The sequence below is a fragment of the Pandoraea sp. XJJ-1 genome (genome assembly GCF_026802345.1).
In the GTDB taxonomy this organism is placed as follows: domain Bacteria; phylum Pseudomonadota; class Gammaproteobacteria; order Burkholderiales; family Burkholderiaceae; genus Pandoraea; species Pandoraea cepalis.
The window spans coordinates 3819351-3843926 of the sequence record NZ_CP113827.1 but is presented as its reverse complement, the minus strand read 5'-3'; the positions used below and the strand labels follow the sequence as shown (position 1 = coordinate 3843926).

The following is a 24576-nucleotide window of genomic DNA, read 5'->3' as shown; positions in this document are numbered from 1 at the left end:
CCCAGTATAAAGACACGCGACCGTGCCGCCGTCACCCCAATGTTTCATGTCTCGTAAGGCCGGTAACAAAATGTTTCAGTGCGTGCGTTGAAAGCGGTTAGCTTTTATGAGGCATCGCCGCCCGTGCGACGCCGCGATGGCACTTTCATCTCGGCCACGTAGCGATATAACTGTGCCGCCGCCGGCGAGAGCGGCCGCGCCTTGCTGCGTATCATTCCCATGCGCCGCGTCACTACCGGATCGACCAGCGGCACGCTCGTGAGCAACGGATGTTCGCTACCCGGCATTGCCATCGTCGGCACGGCCGCCACGCCGAGCCCCGCTTCGACCAGACCGAGCATGGTGGTGACGTGCTGCGTCTCGCAGATGCTTGGCGGGCGCTGGGGCAGTGAGGTGAGCGCTTGATCGAGCAGCAGCCGGTTGCCCGAGACGCGGCCGACACTGATGTAGTCGTATTCGTAAAGCTCACGCCACGTCACCCGCTTTCTGCCCGCGAGTGCATGGTCGCGCCGGCAGGCCGCCACATAGCGCTCCTGCAACAGGAGCTTGAACTCGATGTTCGGCTCCTGGCTGCCGATGAAATTCAACCCGAAATCGGCGTCGCCATTCGCCACCGACGCGAGCACCTCGTTGGCACTTGCGTCGAGCACCGAGATGCGGATGCGGGGAAACGCCTGGTGGTAGCGTGAGATCACCTGCGGCATGAAGTAATACGCGGCCGACGGCACACAGGCAATGGTCACATGTCCGAGGCTCGACGAGGCCACATCGCGAATACCCAGCAGGGCGTTGTCCAGATCGTCCAGAATCCGCTCCGCGTCGCGGGCGAAAGCGCGTCCGACGGTTGTCAGCGCCACGCGCCGCGTGCTGCGCTCGAAGAGCTTGACCCCGAGCGCGTCCTCGAGCTTGTCGATACGGCGCGAGAGCGCGGGCTGCGAGAGATGGATCGACTCGGCCGCGCGGCGAAAGCTCGCCAGTTGCGCCACCGCGCGAAATGCCTGCAAATCGTTCAGATCGAAGTTGATCGCCATGACGTTGGGAGCAGAAAGTCGGGTAGACGCCTCGAGGCACGCCGACGTCCAGCGCACGCCGAGGCTTGGTTGCGATGCGGAGTGTAGCCCGTTACCGCTTGGTAGACGCATCAACATCCTACGATTGATCGCATATGTGCATCAATACTTCCAAAACTTGCAATTCACAAGCCGGGAACTTCCGGCGCACCATTGGCAACTTCTAAAAAGCGCTCATGACGATTCAAACGTCCCTGGCAGAGGCGCATTCCGACGACACATTGGCGGCCCGATCTCCCGGGCTGCCGGCAACACGGAGACAGCGCATGTCACAGCGCCCCAACGACGCGGTTTCGCGTCCCCCCTCGAAAGCCGGCGCGATCCTGCGCGTAACGGCCGGCAACTTCCTCGAGCAGTTCGATTTCTTTCTGTTCGGTTTCTACGCCACTCAGATCTCACACGTCTTCTTTCCGGCGGGCAGCGAGTTCGCTTCGCTCATGATGACCTTCGCCGTCTTTGGCGCGGGCTTCCTGATGCGACCGCTCGGCGCGATTGTGCTGGGCGCTTACATCGATAACGTCGGCCGCCGCAAGGGGCTGGTCACGACACTGGCGATCATGGCGAGCGGCACCGTGCTCATCGCGTTCGTGCCGGGGTACGCCACCATTGGTCTCGCGGCGCCGGTGCTCGTGCTGATCGGACGTTTGCTGCAAGGTTTCTCGGCCGGTGCCGAGCTGGGCGGCGTGTCCGTGTATCTTGCGGAAATCGCCACGCCGGGCCGCAAGGGCTTCTACACGAGTTGGCAGTCGGCGAGCCAGCAGGTCGCCATTGTTGTGTCGGCGGCGCTCGGCTTCACGCTTTCGCTCACGCTCACCGCGCAGCAGATCGCGGCATGGGGCTGGCGTGTGCCGTTCATCGTGGGTTGCATGATCGTGCCGATGATCTTCGCGTTGCGCCGCTCGCTCCAGGAGAGCGAAGAATTCAAGCAGCGCAAGCGTCATCCGTCCTTGGGCGAAGTGTTCCGCTCGATGGCCGCCAACGCCGGCGTGGTGATCGGCGGCACGCTGCTCGTGGCCCTTACCACGACGGCGTTCTACCTGATTACCGTCTACGCGCCGACCTTCGGCAAGAGCGTGCTGCACCTGTCGAGCGCCGATGCGTTGCTCGTCACGCTGTGCGTGGGTGTGTCGAACTTCATCTGGCTGCCGATCGGCGGCATGCTGTCCGACCGCATTGGCCGCCGCCCGGTATTGCTGCTCTTCGCGGGACTGACGCTCGTATCGGCCTATCCGGTGCTCACGTTCCTGGTTCAGGCCCCGAGCTTCACGCGCATGCTGATCTCGCTGCTATGGCTGTCGTTCCTGTACGGCATGTACAACGGCGCGATGATCCCGGCGCTGACCGAAGTCATGCCGCCGGACGTGCGCGTGGCCGGCTTCTCGCTTGCGTATAGCCTCGCGACGGCGCTTTTCGGCGGCTTCACGCCTGCGCTGTCGACTTATCTGATCCACGCCACGGGCGACAAGGCCGCGCCGGGCTACTGGATGAGTATCGCCGCGCTGTGCGCGATTTGCGCGACGCTGGCGCTCTACCGCCGCCGCCCCGGCGGGCAGGGGAGTCCCCGTACTGAACTCGCCGCAGGCTAAGCCACGCGGCAGGCGCGCCCCGTTCGCGGGCGCGCCCGGCAACGCTTCCCCAAACCGGGTGCCGACGCGCATCCATCCCCAAAAGCAAAATTCAGAGAGACACTGCCATGAAAGCCATCGCCCTCCCGGCGCGCATGCGCGCGCCCCGACATCTGCTTGCCGCGCTCGGCGCCGGCATCGCCCTGACCACGCTGCTCGGTGCCACGTCGGCCAGCGCGGAAGACCTGCACGTGATGAACTCCGGCGGCTTCACGGCCGCGTACAAGTTGTTGTTGCCCAAGTTCGAGGCGTCGAGCGGCGATCATGTGGACACCGCGTGGGGGCCGTCGATGGGCAAGGCGCCCGAGGCAATCCCCAACCGTCTGGCGCGTGGCGAGTCGGCCGATGCGGTCATCATGGTCGGCTACGCCCTCGACGGTCTTATCAAGGCCGGTAAGGTGCGCGCGGATTCCCGCGTCGATCTGGCCGATTCGCGCATCGGCGTCGTCGTGAAATCGGGCGATGTGGTGCCCGATGTCAGCACGCCCGAAAAGCTCAAGGCCGCGCTGCTCGCCGCGAAATCGGTCGCGTACTCCGACAGCGCCAGCGGTGTGTACGTCGAGCGCGAACTCTTCAAGAAGCTGGGCATCGTCGACCAGATGCGGGGCAAGAGCGTGATGGTGCAGAAGACGCCCGTGGCCGAAAAGGTCGCTGCCGGCGACTATGCGCTGGGACTGCAACAGGTCAGCGAGCTGCTGCCGGTCAAGGGCGCTGCGTTCGCGGGCAAGATTCCCGAGTCGCTGCAATCGGTCACGCGTTTCGCCGGTGGCGTGCCGGTGAATGCGCCGCATCCGGACGAAGCGAAGAAACTGCTGACGTACCTGGCCGCGCCCGCGGTGGCGAAGGAAGTCGAGTCCACCGGTCTCGATCCGCTGGCACATTGATGTGCCGGTCTTCATTGAAGATATGAACTAACGTGTTGCCTGCGTCGGGGGAGATAATTTTCCCTCGGCATCCTTGGCGGGTTTGACCGACAATGACGCGTCAGACAACGGCGTTGCACAGGACGACGCCACCGCCAAGGAGACCGACATGGCCTCAGCGCCAGCTCAACCCGCTCAGCCGATACAGGCTGCCGATTCGCGTGCCGGCGCAGCCGGCCCCTCGGCCCCCCACGCCCCGCCCTTGAACGAGATCGTCGCGCTCGACGCGCTGGCGTTGTCCGACGCCATTCACACGCGCCGCGTGTCGTGTCGCGAGGTCATGCAGGCGTATCTCACGCACATTGCGCATTACAACCCGGCGGTCAACGCCATCGTGTCCTTGCACGATGCCGACGCCTTGCTTGCGCAGGCCGACGAGCGCGACCAGCAGTTGGCCAATGGCCAGTCCCTGGGGTGGATGCACGGCATGCCGCATGCCGTGAAGGATTTCGCCGCGTGCGCGGGATTTCCCACGCGCAAAGGCTCGCCATTGACGTCGGCGGCGCCCGACACGCAGGACAGCATCGGCGTTGCGCGCATCCGCGCGGCGGGCGCGATCTTCATCGGCAAGACCAACGTCTCCGAGTTCGGATTGGGCTCGCATAGCTACAACCCCGTCTTTGGCGTCACGGGCAACGCTTACGACGCGACGCGCAGCGCAGGTGGCAGCAGCGGCGGGGCGGGCAGCGCGCTTGCGCTACGCATGCTGCCGGTCGCGGATGGCAGCGACATGATGGGGTCGCTGCGCAATCCGGCTGCGTTCGGCAACGTGTATGGCTTCCGGCCGTCGCAGGGCCGGGTGCCCTATGGTCCGGCGCCTGAGTTGTTCGTCCAGCAACTGAGCACCGAGGGGCCGATGGGGCGTTCTGTCGCCGACGTCGCCCAACTGCTCGCCACGCAAGCGGGCTACGACGCGCGCAGTCCGCTTTCCCTGGCGCAGGCGCATGGCGCGGTGCCGTTCGCGAGCGCGTTGCAACGCGACGTCAAGGGATTGAAGCTGGGCTGGCTGGGCGACTATGGCGGCCATCTGCCGATGGAAGACGGTGTGATGGCCCTGTGCGAGGCATCGTTGCGCGACTTCACGGCGATGGGGTGCGAAGTGCAATCTTGTGCGCCCGACTTCGCGCCGGAGCGATTGTGGCAGACGTGGCTCACGTTGCGTCACTGGCTCGTGAGCGGCTCGCTGGGCGAGTTGTATGCCGACCCTGCGCGCCGCGACAAGCTCAAGCCGGAGGCGCAGTGGGAAGTCGAGGGCGGGCATGCGTTACGCGCGGCCGATGTATATCGCGCGTCCGTTGATCGCAGCGAGTGGTATCGCTCGCTCGCGCGGCTGTTCGAGCGTTACGACTTCCTGCTGCTGCCTTCGGCGCAGGTCTTCCCGTTCGACGCACAAATGCACTGGCCGTCGTCCGTCGCGGGCAAGCCGATGGACACCTATCATCGGTGGATGGAAGTGGTGATCGGGCCGACGCTGGCCGGACTGCCGGCGATCAGCGTGCCGGTCGGATTCGATGCGCGCGGGTTGCCGATGGGACTGCAAATCATCGGACCGGCGCAGGCCGATCTCGCGGTGTTGCAACTGGCGCATGCGCACGAGCAGCAAACGCAGTGGGTGCGTCGCCGGCTGCCGCCGATGCTTGCCGGTACCGCGAGGGGGTGATCGGCGGGCAAGGGACGGGCCCGTTCGGCTTACCTTGGGCGGGCGGCGCGTGCCTGCGCCCGTAGCGGGCGCAGCAATTCACCCAGCGCGTTGTGATCGATCTCGTGCATGAGGGCGAGCAGGCGACCGATGTCGCCCGGCGGAAAACCCTCGCGGGCGAACCAGCTCAGGTAATTGCCGGGCAGGTCGGCAATGAGCGTGCCCTTGTGTTTGCCGAACGGCATGGGCGTGGTGACGAGGCGCATCAGCGCGTCGGCATCGAAATCGAAATCGAGCATAAGCGACAGGCGCGAATGGCGCGCGGGCACGAAGAGAGGCAAAGCGTTACGCTACCACATGCGTTCCACCGGGTCGGCCGGGGAGCGCGCCCAACTTTGGGGGTTCGTATGCATCAACGATTGGATGGCCTCGCGGCGTCGGGCGAGTTGCCCGGCCCGGATGGCGAAGCGCTCGATCCGTTGCGCACGTTCGTCGCGGGGCTTTCGCGACTGCTGGCGCGTCATCCCGACGAGACAATGCTGCTCGACGCCGGCGCGGGTCTGCTGGCACCACTCGTCGCATGTGACGACTGGTTGCCCGCCGCGTTCGCGGTGCCACATCCCGAGCACTATCAGCAATACCTGTTGCATTGCGATCCGGCGCAGCGCTTTTCCATCGTGAGTTTCGTTTGGGGGCCGGGGCAGGTCACGCCAATTCACGATCACACCGTGTGGGGCCTGATCGGCATGTTGCGCGGGGCGGAGGATTCGCAGCCCTATCGGCTCGACGCGCAGGGCGTACCGGTCATGACGGGGCCGCCGGTGCGTCTGTCGCCGGGCGATGTGGAGGTGCTCTCGCCGCGGTTGGGGGACATTCACCGTGTGAGCAATGCCTACGCCGACCGGGTCTCGGTGAGCATCCACGTGTACGGGGCGAACATTGGCACCGTGCGTCGCAGCGTGTTCACCGAAGCGGGCGAGCGCAAAAGCTTCATCTCCGGATACGCCAATGCGCAATCGCCGAATCCATAAAGAAAGGCGCCGCAACGTGCCGACGGCCCACGCCACGCGTTCGGGCGCCTTCTGCCACAATAGCTTTCTGGTTGCGCGAATGCGCGAGCCCATCGCGCCGATACGCAAATCGAATCGACGCTTGACGAATTCAAGGAACCACCGTGTCCTCTTTCTCGACCGATGCGCCGTCGCAGACGGCTGCGCCGACTGCCGTTGCTGAAGTCCTCGCTTTCCCCGAACTGACCTATGCCGACGTGCGTGCCGCGCTGCTCGCCCGTGAGGAAATTGCGTTGCTCGACGTTCGCGAAGAAGATCCATTCGCGCAGGCGCACCCATTGTGGGCGGCGAACCTTCCGCTCTCGCGCGTGGAGATCGACGTCTGGGCGCGCATACCGCGCCGCGACACGCGCATCGTCGTCTACGGCGAGCATGGCGGCGAGGATCTGGCGCCGCGCGCTGCCGGCGTGCTGCGCAAGCTTGGCTACACCGACGTCAATTGTCTCGCGGGCGGCCTCGACGGTTGGATCGCGGCTGGCGGAGAAGTCTTTCGCGACGTCAACGTGCCGAGCAAAGCCTTTGGCGAGTGGGTCGAAGGGTTGCGGCATACCCCGTCGTTGTCCGCGCAGGAAGTTCAGGCACTGCTCGATGCGCGCGCCGATGTGGTCGTCGTCGACGCGCGCCGGTTCGACGAATACCAGACCATGAACATTCCCGGCTCGACCAGCGTGCCCGGTGCCGAACTCGTGCTGCGCGTGCGCGAACTCGCCCCGAACCCGGCCACGCGTGTGATCGTCAATTGCGCCGGACGCACACGCAGCATCATCGGCACGCAATCGCTCGTGAACGCCGGTCTGCCGAATCCGGTGGCGGCGCTGCGCAACGGCACCATCGGCTGGACGCTCGCCGGTCAGACACTCGAGCGCGGGGCCGATCGCCGGCCCCCGGCCGTGGTGAGCGACGCTACCCTGAACGTCGCGCGCGCTGGGGCCCGTGCCATCGCCGATCGTGCGGGCGTGCGCCGAATCGCGGTGGGCGACGTGCCCGCACTGAATGCGCCTGGGCGCACCGTCTATCGCTTCGACGTGCGTACGCCGGAAGACTACGCAGCCGGGCACTTGCCCGACTTCGCCAGTGCGCCGGGAGGGCAACTGGTGCAGGAGACCGATCATCATGCGCCGGTGCGTGGCGCGTGGATCGTGCTCGCGGACGACAACGGCGTGCGTGCCGACATGACCGGTTCGTGGCTCGCCCAGATGGGCTGGACCGTCTACGTCGTCGAGCCGCATGGCGACGAGGCGCGCAGTGCCCAGGGCGGATGGCCGTTGCATACGCCGAGCGCGGCCGATGTCGAGACCGTCTCGCCGGCGGTGCTCACGCGCTGGCTTGACGAGTCAGCGCCTGGCCAGATCGTGGTGCTCGACGTCACCTCGGGCGTCAACTACGTCAAACGCCACATTCCGGGGGCGTGGTTCGTCATTCGCGCGCGCCTGGCCGAGGCCTTGCGGGAGATCGGCCCTGCGCAGCGGTACGTGCTCACTTGCGGCTCCAGCTTGCTTGCGCGCTTTGCGGCGGCCGATTTGCGGCGTCTGACCGATGCCGAAATCGTGGTGCTCGACGGTGGCACGCAGGCGTGGATCCAGGCTGGGCTGCCGCTCGAATCGGGACCGACGCGGCTGGCGAGCCCGCGCGACGATCGCTATCGTCGTCCGTACGAGGGCACGGACAATGCTGCCGAGGCGATGCAGGCGTACCTCGATTGGGAGTATGGGCTCGTCGACCAGTTGCATCGCGATGGAACGCACCATTTCCGGGTGGTGTGAGCGAGTCAAAGGGACGCCCGGTGGTGCAGGGCGGAGGGAGCGTTGCGTTGCCGTCAATCGGGGGCAGACGTGGCATACTCCCCACCTTCTGACGCCGCCGCCTGACGCCACGATGTGAACCCGATTCACGCGCGGGCGAACCGGTGCCGACTCGCTTTCGAACCCATCATGCCATTGCAGCGCTTCATTGCCCGCCGACTGGGCGCTCTCACCGAACCGAGCACCCGCATTCCTTATGCCTGGGTGTACCACGAGCCCGACGTATTCCTGCAGCGCACGTCATCGTTGAGCGTTGCCAAAAAATACCTGCATCGTCGCTTGCGTCTTGCGTTGAGCGGGCAGTCGAGCCGAGAGGTGCGTCGGGTGTCGCCGGGTGCGCGCGTGCTGTGGATCTATGGGGGCAAGGCATCGGTCGGTGATGCGGTGATGGATATGTCGGGACGTGCGTTGTTGCGTGGGCGCGAGGGTCCGGTCGATTTGTTGATTACGCCGGGCTTGAAGGGCGTGTTCGAGGGCGACGATATTTTCCGTCACGTGTACGACGATCCGGCGAGTGTGAAGCCGGGCGATTACGACGTCATTGTGTTGCAGGAGTTCAACTATCCGACGCTGCGGCTGAAGCGGAAATATTTCCCGTCGCTGCCGTTTGCGTGTTTGTTCCGATTCTTTCACGGGCCGGACCGCAACCAGACCCAGTTCAGCCTTGCGGCGGTCAACGACGTTTTTTCGCTGGGGTTGGCGTCCGACGACTTGTTCGCGCGCGCCAAGCCTTACTTGCGGCAGGAAACGGCGCTGCCGGCGTCGGTCGTGGGGCAAGTATTGCCGGGGGCGTTCCTGGTGTTGGCGATGGGGGGTGTCGAGCCGCGCCGGACGTATGCGCATTGGCGGGAATTCCTTCAGGCGTATGACATTGCGTACCAGCCGGGGATGCCGGATGGCGTAGTGTTGCTGGGGTCGGGCAATGGTGTGGATGCGGCAAACGCGTTAATGGAGGCGAAATTTGTCCATCTGACGCTGGCATCTTTTGTGGGTCAGTTGACGTTGCGCGAAGCGAAGCGGGTGATTGCGAACGCGGCGTTATTCGTGGGTGCCGATGGTGGGTTGATGCATGTGGCGCACACGACGTTGACGCCGAGCGTCACGTTGTTTGCGAAGGCGGAGCCGCCGTATCTCAGGCTCACACCGGGATGTCAGTCGACGCCGTTGCAGACCGATTCGGATGTGAGTGCGGTGGATGCAGCCGAGTTGGCGGAAACGGTGGTGTCGACGCTGGTGAGCATGCCGACGAGGTGAGGGATGGCGGGGAGGGGGGATGGGAAGAGACGGATCGGGGCCCCTTTCTGCAGCGAGTTGGGTTTATGTCTGAGAGGCGGAAAGGGGCCCCGGTCCGTCGTTGAAGCACTGAAGGGGTACGAAGCAGAGGTACGAAGCAGGGGGCCGCATCAGCGACCACAATCGGCGTCATGCAACACCGAGCAGGCGCCCGATCAAAGCGCCGCGCTATAAATGGCAAATGCATCGGCCTGGGTCACTTCGCGCGGGTTATTCACGAGAAGTCGGGTTTGCAGCATCGCGTCGCTGGCCAGACGGGCGATGTCGGTTTGTTTCACGCCGACTTCGCGCAGCGTGCGGGGGATGGCGGTGTCGACGATCAGCGATTCGATGTGTCGGATGAGGGCATCGGTCTTGGCTTCGTCGCTGCCTGATGCCTTGGCGGGCAGAATCACATCGGCCAGTTCCGCGTAGTGCTGGCTGGCGGCGGGGGCATTGAAGCGCATGACGTGAGAGAGCACGAGCGCGTTCGAGAGGCCATGTGCAACGTGAAAGATGCCGCCGATCGGGTAAGCCAGGGCGTGAACGGCGGCGACCGGCGAATTGGCGAACGCTTGTCCGGCGAACATCGCGCCAACCAGCATGGCTTCGCGAGCGGCGCGATTGTTGCCGTCGTGACAGGCGCTCAGCAGATTGCGCGAGAGTAACGCCAGCGCTTTCACGGCGAGCGTGTCCGAGATCGGATTCTTCAAATGGGCGGACGTATACGCTTCGATCGCGTGCACCATCGCGTCGATGCCTGTGGCGGCCGTGGCCGCGCGGGGTAGACCGAGCGTGAGTTCCGCGTCCAGAATCGCCAGATCCGCAAAAAGCTGCGGCGAGACAACCCCCATCTTCGTCGTTTCGCCTGTCGTCACGATCGACACGGCCGTCACTTCCGAGCCCGTACCGGCCGTCGTCGGCATCTGCACCAGCGGCAGGCGCGTGCCTGTCACCTTCTTGATGCCATACATCTCCTTGAGCGATTGCGCGCCAGGCAGCAGCACCGCAAGCAGCTTCGCCACATCCATCGACGAGCCGCCGCCCAACCCCAGCACGATCTCCGCGTCGGCAGCGCGAGCGCGTTGGGCCGCTTCCAGCACCACATGCTCCGGCGGGTCGGCGATCACATCGTCGATCACCGACACCTGCCAGCCATGCCTGGCGAGATCCGCCAGTGCCGGGGACAGCAAGCCGCTCTTGTGTAGAAAGCCGTCCGTCACCACACACAAACGCGTGCCCGTCGGATATTGCTCGCGCAGCAATGCCCCCAGACGACGCGCTGCGCCAAATTCCACAACGACGGTCGGAACCGTCTGGAAACGAAAAGCGTTCATGGCCGATATCCTCGTGAGACCTTCACTACCGCGTGCGCGACAAGCCTGCCGCGATCTATCCGGTCGATGCGGTTGACGTCGGCGGGCGCCGCGCCGCGCGCCACCGAACGATGCGAGCCTGAGCGTGAGCCTGATCCTGAACCTGATCTGTTACCCAGCCATCACAATTGCAGGCACAGGTACTTCATTTCGAGGTATTCCTCGATGCCATAACGCGACCCCTCGCGACCCACCCCCGATTGCTTGATGCCGCCGAACGGCGCCACCTCATTCGAGATCAGGCCGGTGTTCAGCCCCACCATGCCGTACTCGAGCGCCTCTGCCGTGCGCCATGCCCGTGCGATGTCGCGCGTGTACAAATAAGCCGCGAGCCCGAACTCCGTATCGTTCGCAAAGGCGACGGCGTCCGCGTCGTGCGTGAAACGGAACAGCGGCGCGACCGGACCGAAAATTTCCTCACGCGCCACGCGCATTTGCGAAGTGGCCTCCGCAATCACCGTCGGAGTGTAATAAGTGCCGCCCAGCGCGTGCGCGGTGCCGCCCACCAGCAGGCGAGCGCCGCGCGACTTCGCGTCGTCCACCAGCGCCACGACCTTCTCGACCGCCTTGCCCTCGATCAGCGGGCCGACCACCACGCCGTCTTCCAGACCGTTGCCCACCTTCATGCCCGCCACGCGCTTGGCGAATTTTTCGGCGAAGGCGTCGTAAATGCCGTCCTGAATATAGAAGCGATTCGCACATACACAAGTCTGCCCGCCATTGCGGTACTTCGCCGCGATCGCGCCGTCAACGGCGGCGTCGAGGTCGGCATCGTCGAACACGATGAACGGCGCATTGCCCCCCAGCTCCAGCGACATGCGCTTGACCGTCGGCGCACACTGCGCCATCAGCAGTCGGCCCACCGCCGTGGACCCCGTGAACGACAACTTGCGCACCCCCGGATGCGACGTCAACACACCCCCCACCGCGCGTGCGTCGCCCGTTACCACCTGGAACACACCGCCCGGAATGCCGGCGCGGTGCGCCAGCTCGGCCAGGGCAAAAGCGGAGAGCGGCGTCAGTTCCGACGGCTTCACCACAATCGCGCAGCCCGCGGCCAACGCCGGGGCCACCTTCCGCGTAATCATCGCTGCCGGGAAATTCCACGGCGTGATCGCCGCGCACACGCCGACCGGTTGCTTGAGAGTGACCAGACGCTTGTCCGAGGCGGGCGTGGCGAGCACGTCGCCATCCACACGCTTGGCTTCTTCCGCAAACCACTCGATGAAACTCGCCGCATAGGCGATCTCGCCACGCGCCTCCGCCAGCGGCTTGCCCTGCTCGCGCGTCATCAGATACGCCAGGTCGTCCGTGTTGGCGACCATCAGATCGAACCAGCGGCGCAAGACCGCAGCACGTTCCTTGCCAGTGCGCGCGGCCCACGGCTTTTGCGCAGCTTCCGCGGCCGCGACGGCCCGCGTCGTCTCCGCCGCGCCGAGTTCCGGCACCTTGGCCAGGACTTCACCGGTGGCCGGGTCCAGTACGTCGAGCGTCTTGCCGCTGTCGGACGCAATCCATTGGCCATCGACCCAGGCGAGTGTCTTGAAGAGGGAGGTGTCTTTAAGTTGCATGGCAGTTGGCCGGGCTCGCCGGCAGTTCCGGTTGGGGAAACGACGCACGGCAGTCTCTCGAATTGCCGCTTGCCGTTCCATCTATTGAACGATATTCTATGTATTGAACCTCATTCTACGTAGCGAACGTTTTCCGTGCAACTCAGGGTTTTCCGAAGGCGGCATTCCCATCACTTGCCCGTACCCTACGGGCGGCGTAGCCCGCCCCGATCCATTTCGACCCTTCTGAAGCCGATTTCCGATTCATGCCCAAGCGCAAACTTGATATCCCCGCCAACGAAGCCCGCGACGGCGAACCGCTCAAGACCACCGCGCCCGCTGTGGTGCGCGCCGTACGCATCCTCGATGTGATTGCGGCGGCGGCCGAGCCGATCGCGCTGGCCGATCTGGCGAGGGAGACGGGCGTGCCCAAGAGCACACTGCACGGCCTGTGCGACACGCTGGTCAAGTTGCGGCTCGTGAAGCGCCACGCCAATGGCGGCATGACGATGGGCTCGTACGTGATGGGATGGGCGAATGCGTTCCTGTCGCAGACCCACGTCACCGAAGAATTTCGCGCGGTCTGGGAGGCGTCGTCCGCCTTCGAGCAGGAGACCGTCACGCTGTCTGTGCTCGATGGCACCGACGTGATCTATCTCGCCTGTCACAACGGCAATCGGCCGCTCGGCGTGACCTTCCGCATCGGCATGCGGTTGCCCGCGCCCTACACGGCGACCGGCAAGGCCATGCTCTCGACGCTGCCGGCGGATGAGGCCGCCGATCTGCTCGCCGGTGCCTGGCCCGCGCCGCTCACGCGTGCCAGTGTGGCGACGTATGCGGCGTTGGCCGAAGAGATGGCGCAGGCGCGTCGCGATGGCTACTCGATCGACAACGGGCAGATGCGCGAAGGCATGATCTGCTTCGGCGCACCGGTATTCGATGCGAGCGGTGAGCGCGCCGTCGCGGGGCTCGCCGTCAGTTTCGTCACGAACGACATCGACCTGGCAACGGGCCGGCGCCTCGGGCGCCAGATTCGCGAACTGGCCGATCAGTTGTCGGTACGACTTGGAGCGTCGGCGCGACGCTGAGACATTGCGCCGGTATGGTGCTAACCGTCCTGCGTCCTGCCGCGTTGCTGTCGGACCGGTTGGGAACCCCGTTGGCGATCGATTCCGGAGTGATCCTGGATTGATTTCGAAGTAATTTGAGACCAACTTCCGACGTCACCGGACAAAGAGGCTCGTTTTTCCTTCGGACTTATCCCAAATTCGGCGGCAAAAAAGGCGCGAGTTTGCGCAGGGATCTCGTTGATTTGTGGCGTGGCGAGCCCGTCCAGGGCGCAGGGTTACCGGATCGCCTCGATCCGGAAGGGAGCACGGCCCGACCTGCCGTCAGCGGCGTGCCATCTTCCTGTCAGGTACGTGATGACTGGCCGACAGCGTGGCGTCGCCGTTCGATTGTTATCGTTGGCGGAACAGTCATGTTCGATTCTGCCGGCTATTCCCCTAGGGTTTTCACTGGCATCATTTGGCCTTGACCGATGTCCAGACAAGCCAGCGGAAGCGCGGGGAAGCGCGATCCGGGCGGTGCCATGGGGCGGACATCCATTCGGGAAGCACTACGCCATGTCCAATATCGCAATCGTCTATTACTCGCAAGGCGGCGCGACCGCCATGATTGCGCATTCCGTCGCCCAAGGGGTCAACGACGCCGGTGCGCATGCGCAATTGCTCAGCATCGAGCCGCATCAATTCATCGACGGGCAGTGGCACGACGAGGCCATGCTCATGCGCCTGGCTTCGGCGGACGCCATTATTTTCGGCGCCCCGGCCTTCAAGGGCGGCATCGCCGCGCCGTTCAAGGCGTTTGTCGATGCGACGACCGGCATGTGGCGCCTGCTCGGCTGGCGCAACAAAGTCGCTGGCGGGTTTTCGTTCAGCTATCGTCCCGGCGACGACAAGCGCGACACGCTGGACTACTTCGCGGCGCTCGCCGCGCAGCAGGGCATGTTGTGGGCCGATGCCGACGACGGCGAGATTGCGCCGCGCGCGAGCGCATCCCTGCAACCGCTCGCCAGTTTTCCGGCCGTCACGGCACCCGGAGGGGATGTCGATGCCGCCTACGCGCTAGACCCGGTGGACGTGATCGCCGGCAAGCAATACGGTCGTCATGTCGCGGCGCTCGTCGCGCGTCTGGCCGGCGAGGTGCTCGAGTCACCGGCCGTGCTGGCACGTCGCGCACGCGAAGCGGCCGAGCGCCGACTGTGATCGGAATCGGCAGCGTCTGAGCGCTGTCGATGCGTGTCAGACGGCCGCTCGAATTCAGTTGCTCGGCGCGCCTTGCGCCGGTTCGGCGTGGATTTGCAACACGGCGTCGCGTTTGGCGAGCAGATGCTTGCGCAGGATGTCGCCGAGGCGTTTGCCGTCGTGCTTTTCCAGCGCGTCGATCATCTGCTCGTGCTCGGCAATGGCGCGATCCCATTTGTCCGCGTGGAAGTTCGAGCGAAAACGCAGCGCCATCAACCGGCGGTTGATCGCGACATAGGTCTGGCGCAACGCCCCGTTGCGCGCGGCTTCATTGATGCGATCGTGAATCGCCTGATTGCGTGCGTAATAGCCCGGCAAATCCTGCTGCGCGCGGCACGCGAGCATCGCATAGTGCAGCGCCTTGATTTCGGCCAGCTCGACCGGCGTCATCCGTTCGGCGGCCAACTCGCCTGAAAACGCTTCGAGCGCGCTCATCAGCTCGAACATCTCCCGGATTTCCTTCTCCGTCATGCGGGCAACACTTGCCCCGCGATTCGGCGCAATCTCGATCAGTCCCTCGGCGGCCAGCACTTTGAAGGCCTCGCGCAGCGGCGTGCGCGAGATGCCTAGCGTCTCGCACAACTCCCGTTCATTGAGTTTCACGCCCGGCGATAGCACGCCCTCGATGATGAGCTTGCGCAGGTGCTCGACGACCGTGTCGTGCAAGCGCAGGCGCTCCACTCGGGGAATGTCTGGGGCGGCAATCGTCGACGTGTTTTCCATGCTTTGCATTCAAAATCCGTAAATCTCTATGGTCGTGATTGTAACGTATGGCGCGACGCGCTCGTGTCTCTAGGGTAAACGACTGTATTAAAACGGCTTCCTGCCTCTTGCGAAAGTAGCGTGCTCTGCTAAAGTATTTTGCATGCAAAATTCAAAATAGAATTTTCAAGAGGAGAAAGACGTTCATGCTGAAGCTTGATTTTCATCCCTCGGGCCGCCATTTCCTGCAAATTCCAGGCCCCAGCCCGGTGCCCGATCGCATTCTGCGCGCCATGAGTTACCCGACGATCGATCATCGCGGCCCGGAATTCGGCGCGCTCGGCCGCAAGGTGCTCGCCGACATCAAGAAGATTTTCAAGACCGAGCAGCCGGTGGTGATCTACCCGGCATCGGGCACCGGTGCGTGGGAGGCGGCGCTGTCGAACACGCTCTCGCCGGGGGATTCTGTGCTGATGTTCGAGACGGGGCATTTCTCCACGTTGTGGAAGAAGATGGCCGAGAGTCTCGGCTTGAAGCCCGAGTTCATCGGCCTGCCGGGGACCGACGGCTGGCGCCGCGGGGTGCAGCCCGACATGATCGAAGCGCGTCTGCGCGCCGACACCGGGCACGCGCTCAAGGCCGTGTGCGTGGTGCATAACGAAACCTCGACGGGCGTCACGTCCGACATCGCGGCCGTGCGCCGTGCCATCGACGCGGCCGGACATCCCGCGCTGTTGCTCGTCGACACGATTTCGGGCCTGGGCTCGGCCGATTACCGTCATGACGAATGGGGCGTGGACGTCACCGTCTCGGGCTCGCAAAAGGGACTGATGCTGCCGCCGGGCATCAGCTTCAACGCGGTCTCGACCAAGGCGCTCGACGCCGGTCGCCACGCAAAACTGCCGCGCGCGTTCTGGGGCTGGCAAGACATCATCGAAGCGAACAAGAACGGCTACTGGCCGTATACGCCGAATACGAACCTGCTGTATGGCCTGTCCGAAGCGCTCGACATGATCTTCGAGGAAGGGCTGGACAACGTGTTCGCGCGCCACCAACGCCTGGCCGAAGCCACGCGCCGCGCGGTGCGCGCGTGGGGGCTGGAGATTCAGTGTCAGGACCCGTCGGTCTACAGCCCGGTGCTCACCGGCGTGGTCATGCCGCAAGGCGTGGACGCCGACGACGTGCGCAAGCGCATCTACGAACGTTTCGACATGTCGCTGGGGCAGGCGCTGGGCAAGATTCGGGGCACGATGTTCCGCATCGGGCATCTGGGCGACTGCAACGACCTCACGCTGATGGCAACGCTTTCGGGGTGCGAAATGGGGCTGCGGATGTCCGGCGTGAAACTCGCCGGGTCAGGCGTGGTTGCCGCAATGGACTACCTGGCGCAAGCGCGGGACACGCCGTCGCTCAAGGTGGCCGCCTGAGGCGTCGTCGTCGCAGGGACTGGGAGATGGGGGGCCGCCAACGTCTGGGGCGCCCCTGCAGTGAACGCTTGATCTGTCCTTCAGACGGCACGGGGCCACACCATAGAAGGGCCCCGGCCGCCGCAACACCTTTTGCGCCGCCGGCATGTTGCCGGCGCGCTTCACAGGCTGTTTCAGGAGACATGCAATGAAGCTTTTCAGAGCGACCCGGGTCGTGCTGGTGATGCTATGCGTCATGTATTTCATCACCTATCTCGATCGCGTCAACGTCAGCACGGCCGCGGCCGGCTTCGGCAAGGAATTCAATCTCAACAAGACGGAAATCGGTCTCGTCTTCTCGGCATTTGCCTACCCCTACCTGGTCTTTCAAATCATTGGTGGCTGGGTGAGCGATCGCTTCGGAGCGAAGCGTACGCTGCTCGTGTGCGGTGCGTTGTGGGCGGTCGCGACGATCCTCACCGGCATGGCGGGTGGTCTCGTCACGCTGTTACTCGCGCGCCTGCTGCTCGGCCTTGGCGAGGGCGCCACGTTCCCGGCCGCCACGTCGGCCATGTCGCGCTGGGTCGCCAAGGAGAAGCGCGGCTTTGCGCAGGGCATCACGCACGCGGCCTCGCGCATCGGTAACGCCGTGGCGCCCGCCGTCGTCGTGTTCATCATGGCCACGCATGGCTGGCGTGAGTCGTTCTATCTGTGCGGGATCGTGAGTCTGGTCTGGGTCGCGGTGTGGGGGCTCACGTTTACCGAGCGCCCGCAGGATCATCCGCGCATCACGACCGAAGAACTCGCCCTGTTGCCGCCGGTGAAAGCCAAGCGCGCGTCGTTGCCGTGGGGACCGCTCTTCAAGCGCATGATGCCGGTCACCATCGTGTACTTCTGCTACGGCTGGACGCTTTGGCTCTTCCTGTCGTGGATTCCCCAATACTTCCTGCACAGCTACGACCTCAATCTGAAGAAGTCGGCGCTGTTCGCCTCGAGTGTATTCTTCGCCGGTGTGCTCGGCGATACGTTGGGCGGTATCGTGACCGACAAACTGTACGAGCGCACCGGCAGCCTGAAGCGCGCACGTAGCTGGATGGTGTCGATCTGCATGCTGCTCACGCTGCTCTCGCTTGTGCCGATGCTGTTCACGCACCAACTGTATGTGTCGGTGGCATGCCTGGCGTTCGGCTTCTTCTTCGCCGAGATGACGATCGGGCCGATGTGGTCGATTCCGATGGATATCGCGCCGGAACACTCGGGCACGGCCAGCGGCATGATGAACACCGGGTCGGCACTGGCGGCGATTCTCTCGCCGGTGATCTCGGGGTATCTCATCGATCGCACGGGCAACTGGGAATTGCCGTTCGTCGGCAGCATGATGCTCATGGCCCTCGGTGTCGTGCTGGCCTTCCGCATGCAGCCCGAGAGCAAATTCTCCCTCGACGGCGATGCCGCCGCAGCGAGCAACACCCGTCAGGCCGTCTGACTTGCGCATAACTCCTGCCGGGCCGGCGTCACGCCTGCCCGGCAGGATCGTCTCGCCCCGATTTGCCCTGGGTCCGTCCTGTCCAACACCCGCAACGTCATGAATTCCCAATCGAACTCTCGCGCGAACGCGCATCCGAATCTCGTCGGCCAGCCCGTGCCTCTGATGCCAATGCAGCGCGGTGGCGTTGCGCTCACGCCGTTGCAGGACCGTCTGCGTCGCGAGCTGCGCGGCGATGTGTGCTTCGATCGCGCGAGCCGTGGCCGCTACGCGACCGATGCGTCGATCTATCAAATTTTTCCGATCGGCGTGGTGGTGCCGCGCGATCAGGACGATCTGATCGTCGCCCTCGATATCGCGCGCGACCTGCGCGTACCGGTGCTCGCGCGCGGCGCGGGCACGAGCCAGTGCGGCCAGACCATCGGCGAGGCGCTTGTCATCGACAACAGCAAGTGGCTGGGCCGCGTGGTAGCGTTCGACGCCGTGGCGCGCACGGTCACCGTCGAGCCGGGCATCGTGCTCGATCACCTGAACGCGTGGCTCAAGCCGCACGGCCTGTGGTTCCCGGTGGACGTGTCGACGGCCGCGCAATGCACCGTCGGCGGTATGACGGGCAACAACTCGTGCGGCTCGCGCTCCCTCGAGTACGGCAACATGGTGCACAACGTGCTGAGCATCGATGCCGTGCTGGCCGACGGCGCGCAACTGCATTTCGGCGCGCTCCATTCGCCGCCCACCGACGCCCGCACGCAGGCGATTCTCGCGAGCGTGCACGCCATTGCCATGCGCGAGCGCGAGGAATTGCGCGAGCGTGTGCCGCGCGTGCTGCGGCGTGTCGCGGGCTACAACCTCGATCTGTTCGACTGCCTCAACCCGCGCGCCTATACGGACGACGGCGTCGCCAACCTGTCGCATCTGCTGGTCGGCTCGGAAGGCACGCTGGCGTACAGCCGCCAGATCACGCTCAAGCTCGTGCCGCTGCCGGTGCACAAGACGCTGGGCGTGGTGAACTTCCCCACGTTCTATCAGGCGATGGATCTCACACAGCACATCGTCAAGCTGGGGCCGGTGGCGGTGGAACTGGTCGACCGCACGATGATCGACCTGGCGATGGACAACCCCGCGTTCTGTCCCGTGATCGAGACGGCGCTCGTCGGCGATCCGCAAGCGATTCTGCTGGTGGAATTCGCGGGAGACGACGCCGGCGCGCTGCGTGCCAGGCTCGACGATCTCGCCACGCTCATGGCGGATCTCGGGTTGCCGGGCGTCGTGGTGAAGATGCCCGACGCGGGGCCGCAGAAAGCGCTCTGGGAAGTGCGCAAAGCGGGCCTGAACATCATGATGAGCATGAAGGGCGATGGCAAGCCGGTGTCGTTCATCGAAGATTGCGCGGTGCCGCTGGAACACCTTGCCGAATACACGCGGCGTCTGACCGAAGTGTTCCATCGCAACGGCACCGAGGGCACATGGTATGCGCATGCGAGCGTGGGCACGCTGCACGTGCGGCCGATCCTGGACATGCGTCGCGACGGCGCCGTGAAGATGCGTGCCATCGCCGAAGAGGCGGCGGCGCTCGTGCGCGAATACAAGGGCGCCTATTCGGGCGAGCACGGCGACGGGCTGTGCCGCGGCGAGTGGGTGGCGTGGCAATACGGTCCGCGGCTGAACGCGGCGTTCGGCGAAATCAAGCAACTGTTCGATCCGGACAATCGCTTCAACCCGGACAAGATGGTTCGTCCACCGAAGATGGACACGCGCGAGTTGTTTCGCTTCGCACCCGGCTACGCCGCCCAACCGATCGCGCCCGCGCTCGACTGGACGGCGTGGAACGTACAGCGCAACGCGCTGACCGGCGAGCAGACGGCGCCCGGCACAGGCATCGATGCCACGCACGGACTCGCGTCGGCCGTCGAGATGTGCAACAACAACGGGCACTGTCGCAAGTTCGACGCGGGCACGATGTGTCCGAGCTACCGCGTCACGCGCGATGAACAGCACGTCACGCGCGGACGTGCGAATACATTGCGTCTGGCCGTGTCGGGGCAATTGGGCGAAGCGGGGCTCGCCAGCGACGAAGTCAAGGCGGCGCTCGATCTGTGCGTGTCGTGCAAGGGCTGCAAGCGCGATTGCCCGACAGGCATCGACATGGCGCGCTTCAAGATCGAGGCGCGTCACGCGCGGGCCAAGCGTCACGGCGTGTCGCTGCGCGACAAGTTGATCGCCTATCTCCCGCGCTACGCCCCATGGGCCAGCCGCGTGGGCGGTCTGCTCGATGCGGCGCAGCGGCTGCCGGGCAGCAACGCGGCGAAGCGCTGGCTCGGCCTGGCGCCGGAGCGCTCGCTGCCGGCGCTGAAGGCTTCGTTCCTGGACCATCAGGTGCCGCTGGCGGACCCGAGCGCGGGAGATTCGGCGGGGCTGCGCCAGGTGCTGCTGTTCGTCGACACGTTCAACAATTACATGGAGCCGGAGAACGCGCGCGCCGCGAAGCGCGTGCTCGAAGCCGCCGGGTACACCGTTCACGTGAATCGGCGGGCGGGCGAGCGGCCGTTGTGCTGCGGTCGCACGTTCCTCGCGGCGGGGCTCGTGGATGAGGCGAAGGCGGAGGCGCGGCGCCTGCTCGACGCGCTGATGCCGTTCGTCGAGCGCGGCGTGCCGATCGTGGGCCTGGAGCCGTCGTGCCTGCTGTCGCTGCGCGACGAGGTGCTGAGCTACGGTTTTGGCGATGCGGCCCGCAAGTTGGCCGACAACGCGTTTCTCTTTGAGGAATTTCTGGTTCGTGAGAAGACGGCGGGGCGCTTCGACGTCGCCTGGCGCGCGCTGCCCGACGGTGTGGGCGAAGCCCTGGTGCACGGGCACTGCCATCAGAAGGCGTTCGACGCGTTCTCGCCCGTCACGGCGGTGCTTGGATGGGTGCCGGGGCTGAAGGTATCATCGATCGAATCGTCATGCTGCGGCATGGCGGGCAGTTTCGGATACGAGGCCGAGCACTATGACACGTCGCGAGCGATGTCCGAATTGACGCTATTGCCGGCGGTCAGACAGCGCGGCGAGAATGCCATTGTGGTTGCCGACGGCACCAGTTGCCGGCATCAGATCCACGATGGCGCGCAGACGCAAGCGCTTCATGTGGCATGTGTGCTGGACCGCGCGCTGCCCGCGTGAATGCCGTTTTTTTGCAAATGCCTTTCAAAGGATTGTGATGCCCGATTCGGACAATACGGCTTCGGCCTCTTCGGACTCTTCGGACTCTTCGGACTCTTCGAGCGCCTCCTCCGGGCGTCTTGCGGTGCCGCCGGTCGCCCGTGTGGGAGATTCGCTTGCCCAGGTGGCCACGCCGTCCTTGCTGCTCGATCTCGACGCCTTCGACGCGAACGTCGCGCGCATGGCGAGCGCGGCCGCCGCGCGCGGGGTGGCGGTGCGTCCGCATGCCAAGGCGCACAAGTGCGCCACGATCGCCCAGGCGCAGATGGCGGCGGGCGCGGTGGGCATCTGCTGTCAGAAGCTCACCGAGGCGATTCCGTTCGTCAACGCGGGCATCGGCAGCATCCACATCAGCAACGAGTTCGTTGGCGAAGCCCGTGTGGCGCTGGCCGTGGCGATGGCCGCGCGCGTGACGCTGTCCGTGTGCGTGGACGACGTGCGTCAGGTGGCGCCGCTCGGCAAGGCGGCACAGCGCGCCGGTGTGCGCATCGCGGTGTTGCCCGAGGTCGATGTGGGGCAGGGGCGTTGCGGTGTCGATTCGACGCAGGCGGTGGGCAAGCTGATCGACGCGATCGATCATTACGAAGGGCTGCGCTTCGGCGGGTTGCAGGCGTATCACGGCAGTGCGCAGCATGTCGATGGCTGGCTCGCGCGACGCGACACGGCACGGCTTGCCGCCGATCGTGCGGCGGACTATGTGCGCTTTCTGGAGGCGCGCGGCATCATCTGTCCTGTGGTGACCGGCGGCGGGACCGGCACGGCCGAGTTCGACATCGAGAGCGGCGTTTATACGGAGGTTCAGCCTGGCTCGTATGTGTTTATCGACGGTCATTATGGCTCGCTGGAATGGCGCGGCGACTGGCGCTTTCGTCATGGGCTCTTTCTCGCGTCGACGGTCATGAGCACGGCGCGCGCGGGCATCATCGTTTGCGACGCGGGACTCAAGAGTGTGGCGACCGATTCCGGGTTGCCTCGCTTCTGGTCGTCGCAACAGGCGGGCCAGCCGCAATACCGCACGGCGTCGGACGAGCATGGCGTGCTCGAACTGGCGTCGCCCGACGAGGACGGCGCTCCCTGGCTCGGCGAGCCGATCCTGCTTGTGCCGGGACATTGCGATCCGACGGTCAATCTCTACGACCGATACGTCGCGGTGCGACACGGACGAGTCGAAGGGCTATGGCCTATCGAGGCGCGCGGACTCAGTCAGTGAGCGCGAGCGCGGCATGGCCGATCGGGATGGACGCCGATACGTCGCGTCCGCGCCAAATATTTTGGGGTGGGGGCTTCCCAACCTTCGAAAACCGCGCTATAGTCTCACTTCTTCGCCGTACGGGGGTATAGCTCAGCTGGGAGAGCGCTTGCATGGCATGCAAGAGGTCAGCGGTTCGATCCCGCTTACCTCCACCAAAACGGAAGACTTTATGTCCCCTTCGTCTAGAGGCCTAGGACATCACCCTTTCACGGTGAGTACAGGGGTTCGAATCCCCTAGGGGACGCCAGATTTACCGGCGTGACTCTCGGAGCTTTCCGAAAGCACGACGCTCAATCGGTTGTCGACAAACGCGCTTGGCTTCATCGCCAAGCGCGTTTTGTTTTTCTGCGGTGGATTGCGCGTGCATCCACGGCATGCGATGCGGCAATCGCAGACGCGAACGCACGCAATGGCCGTCGCGCTTAACGCACCGGCGAACTCGCCCGCTTCCCCACCACCGTTTTCCACGGGCGCACGCGCCACGACTTCACCAGTCCATGGGCTACGTAGGGATCGGCGTTCGCAAACGCTTCCGCCGCAGCCGGCGAGTCGCCTTCGAAGAGTAGGGCGGCCGTGTCGACGGGGGATTCCAGGGCGCCGGCCAGGAGCAGTTCGCCGCGTTCGGCCGCTTGCCATGCGAGCGCCAGATGCGCGTCGCGGTACTGACCTCGCCGTTCGAGATAATCGTCGACGAGGTCGTAGGTGAGCAGGTAATGCATGGTCATGCCTCCGTTGAGTTCGCTGCCGTACCGCGTTCATTATCCGCAAAACGCCGACGGCAGGGCAGAGGGCTACGCGTGACGCACCGCTACCCCGTAAGTGCTCACTATGCGTTGGTCCTGCTCCCTCGCGGAAAACGCTTCCCACATCAAGCCGTTGCAATCGGTGCTGCTCGAGTATTCCGGGGCGGCGTCGTCCTCGAAGCCGACGTGTCGCAGTTCTCCGGCGCGTGACGGCGATTGATTGATCGAGAAGTTCAGCAGATCGGTGCGCCACATGGCGTACGCACCCGACACGACAGCCGTTGGCGGCTGACCGAGACGGACCGAATAGTCCTGGATGGACTCGTCGAGATCGCGCACGGCGAGTGCGATGTGGAAGCGCTTCATAGGGTCTCCTGACGGTAAGCATAGCGATGCATCGACGCGGGGCAGTGTGAGTGCCCGCTCGCGTGGCAAGCGGAGCGTCGATGAAGCCCATCATAGAGCGCGTTGGAAGGCCCAGCCAGACGAGCCGCTATCCCGGTATTCAACGTAATGGGGTATGTCGCCGCTCCCGATAGAGCGCCCGACGACAACGCCGGGCGTTACGTGAGCGGGCGCTTACTGGGGCCGCTGGAAATCGTTCTCGATCCACGCGCGGGCGCTGTGGCGCGAGAGCTTGAACGTAGGCGGCACCTTGACCGACGCGACGGTTTCGCCGAAACGGTCGACAGCGCTCAGCACAGCGTGGGGGTCGTAGTCGTCGGGCACGATGTCGAGCGTGACGTCGATGTCGCCGTCGGGGCCGTCGACGCTCACGCGCTTGTGCAACTGGGCGCGCAACTGCTGTTCGTGACGGCGCAGCACTTCGTCGGCCGTTTTCACCAGCGTGTGGAAAGCGCCAACATCGAGCGGCTTCGGATTCTTCTTGTCACGCCCCATGGTCCAGGGACCGACGAGCGCCGGCTCGGATTCGCCGTCCTTGTACATGGCGACCGCCCAGCCGTCGTCGTCCTCGTTCTTGACGACCTTGGCCGTCCATCCGTCGTCGCGCCAAAGGCGGGCGTCGTGGATGGCATCGCCGCTATCGGCGGAGTTCTCGGTCGGAAGAAGGTTGGCGGGGGTGGCAGTCACTGGCGAAGATCGGTGCGTGGGGATGGGCGGATGATGGTGCGAGGCGCGTCGAAGCGCACGG

At 64.9% G+C, this 24576-nt stretch carries 20 protein-coding genes and 2 tRNA genes; 14 read left to right on the top strand and 8 right to left on the bottom strand.

Annotation, left to right across the window (positions count from 1 at the left end; translation table 11 throughout):
- Positions 1-104: 104 nt before the first annotated feature.
- Positions 105-1031 (bottom strand): LysR family transcriptional regulator, encoded by a 927-nt coding sequence (locus OYT13_RS17710; protein WP_150563439.1) that lies wholly within the window; start codon positions 1029-1031, stop codon positions 105-107.
- A 305-nt stretch (positions 1032-1336) separates the two neighbouring features.
- On the opposite strand from OYT13_RS17710, the gene OYT13_RS17705 reads away from it, so the two are divergent.
- The 3 genes from OYT13_RS17705 to OYT13_RS17695 all read left to right on the top strand — a co-directional run bounded on the left by OYT13_RS17705 (position 1337) and on the right by OYT13_RS17695 (position 5278).
- On the top strand, positions 1337-2656 hold the full coding sequence (locus tag OYT13_RS17705) for an MFS transporter (protein WP_268566730.1): 1320 nt from the start codon (positions 1337-1339) through the stop codon (positions 2654-2656).
- A 134-nt stretch (positions 2657-2790) separates the two neighbouring features.
- Positions 2791-3579, top strand: coding sequence for a substrate-binding domain-containing protein (locus OYT13_RS17700; RefSeq protein ID WP_026132209.1), 789 nt, complete (start codon positions 2791-2793; stop codon positions 3577-3579).
- A 148-nt stretch (positions 3580-3727) separates the two neighbouring features.
- Positions 3728-5278 (top strand): amidase, encoded by a 1551-nt coding sequence (locus tag OYT13_RS17695; RefSeq protein ID WP_254441002.1) that lies wholly within the window; start codon positions 3728-3730, stop codon positions 5276-5278.
- A 29-nt stretch (positions 5279-5307) separates the two neighbouring features.
- On the opposite strand, the gene OYT13_RS17690 is transcribed toward OYT13_RS17695, so the two are convergent.
- Positions 5308-5556, bottom strand: a complete 249-nt coding sequence (locus tag OYT13_RS17690; protein WP_026132211.1) for a DUF3820 family protein — start codon at positions 5554-5556, stop codon at positions 5308-5310.
- A 108-nt stretch (positions 5557-5664) separates the two neighbouring features.
- Here OYT13_RS17690 and OYT13_RS17685 point away from each other — a divergent pair, with 108 nt between their 5' ends.
- From OYT13_RS17685 to OYT13_RS17675, 3 genes are all read left to right on the top strand, one after another.
- Positions 5665-6288 (top strand): cysteine dioxygenase, encoded by a 624-nt coding sequence (locus OYT13_RS17685; RefSeq protein WP_268566729.1) that lies wholly within the window; start codon positions 5665-5667, stop codon positions 6286-6288.
- 221 nt (positions 6289-6509) lie between these two features.
- Positions 6510-8090 carry a rhodanese-related sulfurtransferase gene (locus OYT13_RS17680; protein ID WP_268567897.1) on the top strand — a complete coding sequence of 527 codons (1581 nt, stop codon included), beginning with the start codon at positions 6510-6512 and terminating at the stop codon, positions 8088-8090.
- Between the two features lie 168 nt (positions 8091-8258).
- The gene (locus OYT13_RS17675; RefSeq protein ID WP_268566728.1) at positions 8259-9383 is read left to right on the top strand and encodes a glycosyltransferase family 9 protein; all 1125 of its coding nucleotides are present in this window, start codon (positions 8259-8261) and stop codon (positions 9381-9383) included.
- 194 nt (positions 9384-9577) lie between these two features.
- Here OYT13_RS17675 and OYT13_RS17670 read toward each other — a convergent pair whose 3' ends face one another.
- Both OYT13_RS17670 and OYT13_RS17665 read right to left on the bottom strand, forming a co-directional pair.
- Entirely contained in the window at positions 9578-10738 is a 1161-nt protein-coding gene (locus OYT13_RS17670; RefSeq protein WP_261938166.1) for an iron-containing alcohol dehydrogenase, read from the bottom strand.
- Between the two features lie 161 nt (positions 10739-10899).
- Complete coding sequence (locus OYT13_RS17665) at positions 10900-12348, bottom strand: NAD-dependent succinate-semialdehyde dehydrogenase (RefSeq protein ID WP_268566727.1); 1449 nt, start codon at positions 12346-12348, stop codon at positions 10900-10902.
- 245 nt (positions 12349-12593) lie between these two features.
- On the opposite strand from OYT13_RS17665, the gene OYT13_RS17660 reads away from it, so the two are divergent.
- Positions 12594-13415, top strand: a complete 822-nt coding sequence (locus OYT13_RS17660) for an IclR family transcriptional regulator (RefSeq protein WP_261938167.1) — start codon at positions 12594-12596, stop codon at positions 13413-13415.
- Between the two features lie 537 nt (positions 13416-13952).
- On the top strand, positions 13953-14594 hold the full coding sequence (locus tag OYT13_RS17655; protein WP_268566726.1) for a flavodoxin family protein: 642 nt from the start codon (positions 13953-13955) through the stop codon (positions 14592-14594).
- Between the two features lie 54 nt (positions 14595-14648).
- Here the strand turns inward: OYT13_RS17655 and OYT13_RS17650 are convergent, their stop codons facing one another.
- Positions 14649-15365: a GntR family transcriptional regulator gene (locus OYT13_RS17650; RefSeq protein ID WP_017235232.1), complete on the bottom strand. Its 717-nt coding sequence runs from the start codon at positions 15363-15365 to the stop codon at positions 14649-14651.
- 176 nt (positions 15366-15541) lie between these two features.
- Here OYT13_RS17650 and OYT13_RS17645 point away from each other — a divergent pair, with 176 nt between their 5' ends.
- The 6 genes from OYT13_RS17645 to OYT13_RS17620 all read left to right on the top strand — a co-directional run bounded on the left by OYT13_RS17645 (position 15542) and on the right by OYT13_RS17620 (position 22927).
- Positions 15542-16762, top strand: a complete 1221-nt coding sequence (locus OYT13_RS17645; RefSeq protein ID WP_150563431.1) for a pyridoxal-phosphate-dependent aminotransferase family protein — start codon at positions 15542-15544, stop codon at positions 16760-16762.
- Positions 16763-16949: 187 nt separating this feature from the next.
- Complete coding sequence (locus OYT13_RS17640) at positions 16950-18227, top strand: MFS transporter (RefSeq protein WP_017235234.1); 1278 nt, start codon at positions 16950-16952, stop codon at positions 18225-18227.
- 165 nt (positions 18228-18392) lie between these two features.
- Positions 18393-21389: an FAD-binding and (Fe-S)-binding domain-containing protein gene (locus tag OYT13_RS17635; RefSeq protein ID WP_268567896.1), complete on the top strand. Its 2997-nt coding sequence runs from the start codon at positions 18393-18395 to the stop codon at positions 21387-21389.
- A 163-nt stretch (positions 21390-21552) separates the two neighbouring features.
- Positions 21553-22638 carry a DSD1 family PLP-dependent enzyme gene (locus tag OYT13_RS17630; RefSeq protein ID WP_261939850.1) on the top strand — a complete coding sequence of 362 codons (1086 nt, stop codon included), beginning with the start codon at positions 21553-21555 and terminating at the stop codon, positions 22636-22638.
- Positions 22639-22759: 121 nt separating this feature from the next.
- Positions 22760-22835 (top strand) — tRNA-Ala (locus OYT13_RS17625).
- A gap of 16 nt (positions 22836-22851) precedes the next feature.
- Positions 22852-22927 (top strand) — tRNA-Glu (locus tag OYT13_RS17620).
- 175 nt (positions 22928-23102) lie between these two features.
- Here OYT13_RS17620 and OYT13_RS17615 read toward each other — a convergent pair.
- The 3 genes from OYT13_RS17615 to OYT13_RS17605 form a co-directional block, all read right to left on the bottom strand.
- Positions 23103-23399 (bottom strand): YciI-like protein, encoded by a 297-nt coding sequence (locus OYT13_RS17615; protein ID WP_026132214.1) that lies wholly within the window; start codon positions 23397-23399, stop codon positions 23103-23105.
- Positions 23400-23471: 72 nt separating this feature from the next.
- Complete coding sequence (locus OYT13_RS17610; protein WP_017235239.1) at positions 23472-23789, bottom strand: hypothetical protein; 318 nt, start codon at positions 23787-23789, stop codon at positions 23472-23474.
- A gap of 213 nt (positions 23790-24002) precedes the next feature.
- The gene (locus tag OYT13_RS17605) at positions 24003-24515 is read right to left on the bottom strand and encodes a hypothetical protein (RefSeq protein ID WP_017235240.1); all 513 of its coding nucleotides are present in this window, start codon (positions 24513-24515) and stop codon (positions 24003-24005) included.
- Positions 24516-24576: the final 61 nt, after the last annotated feature.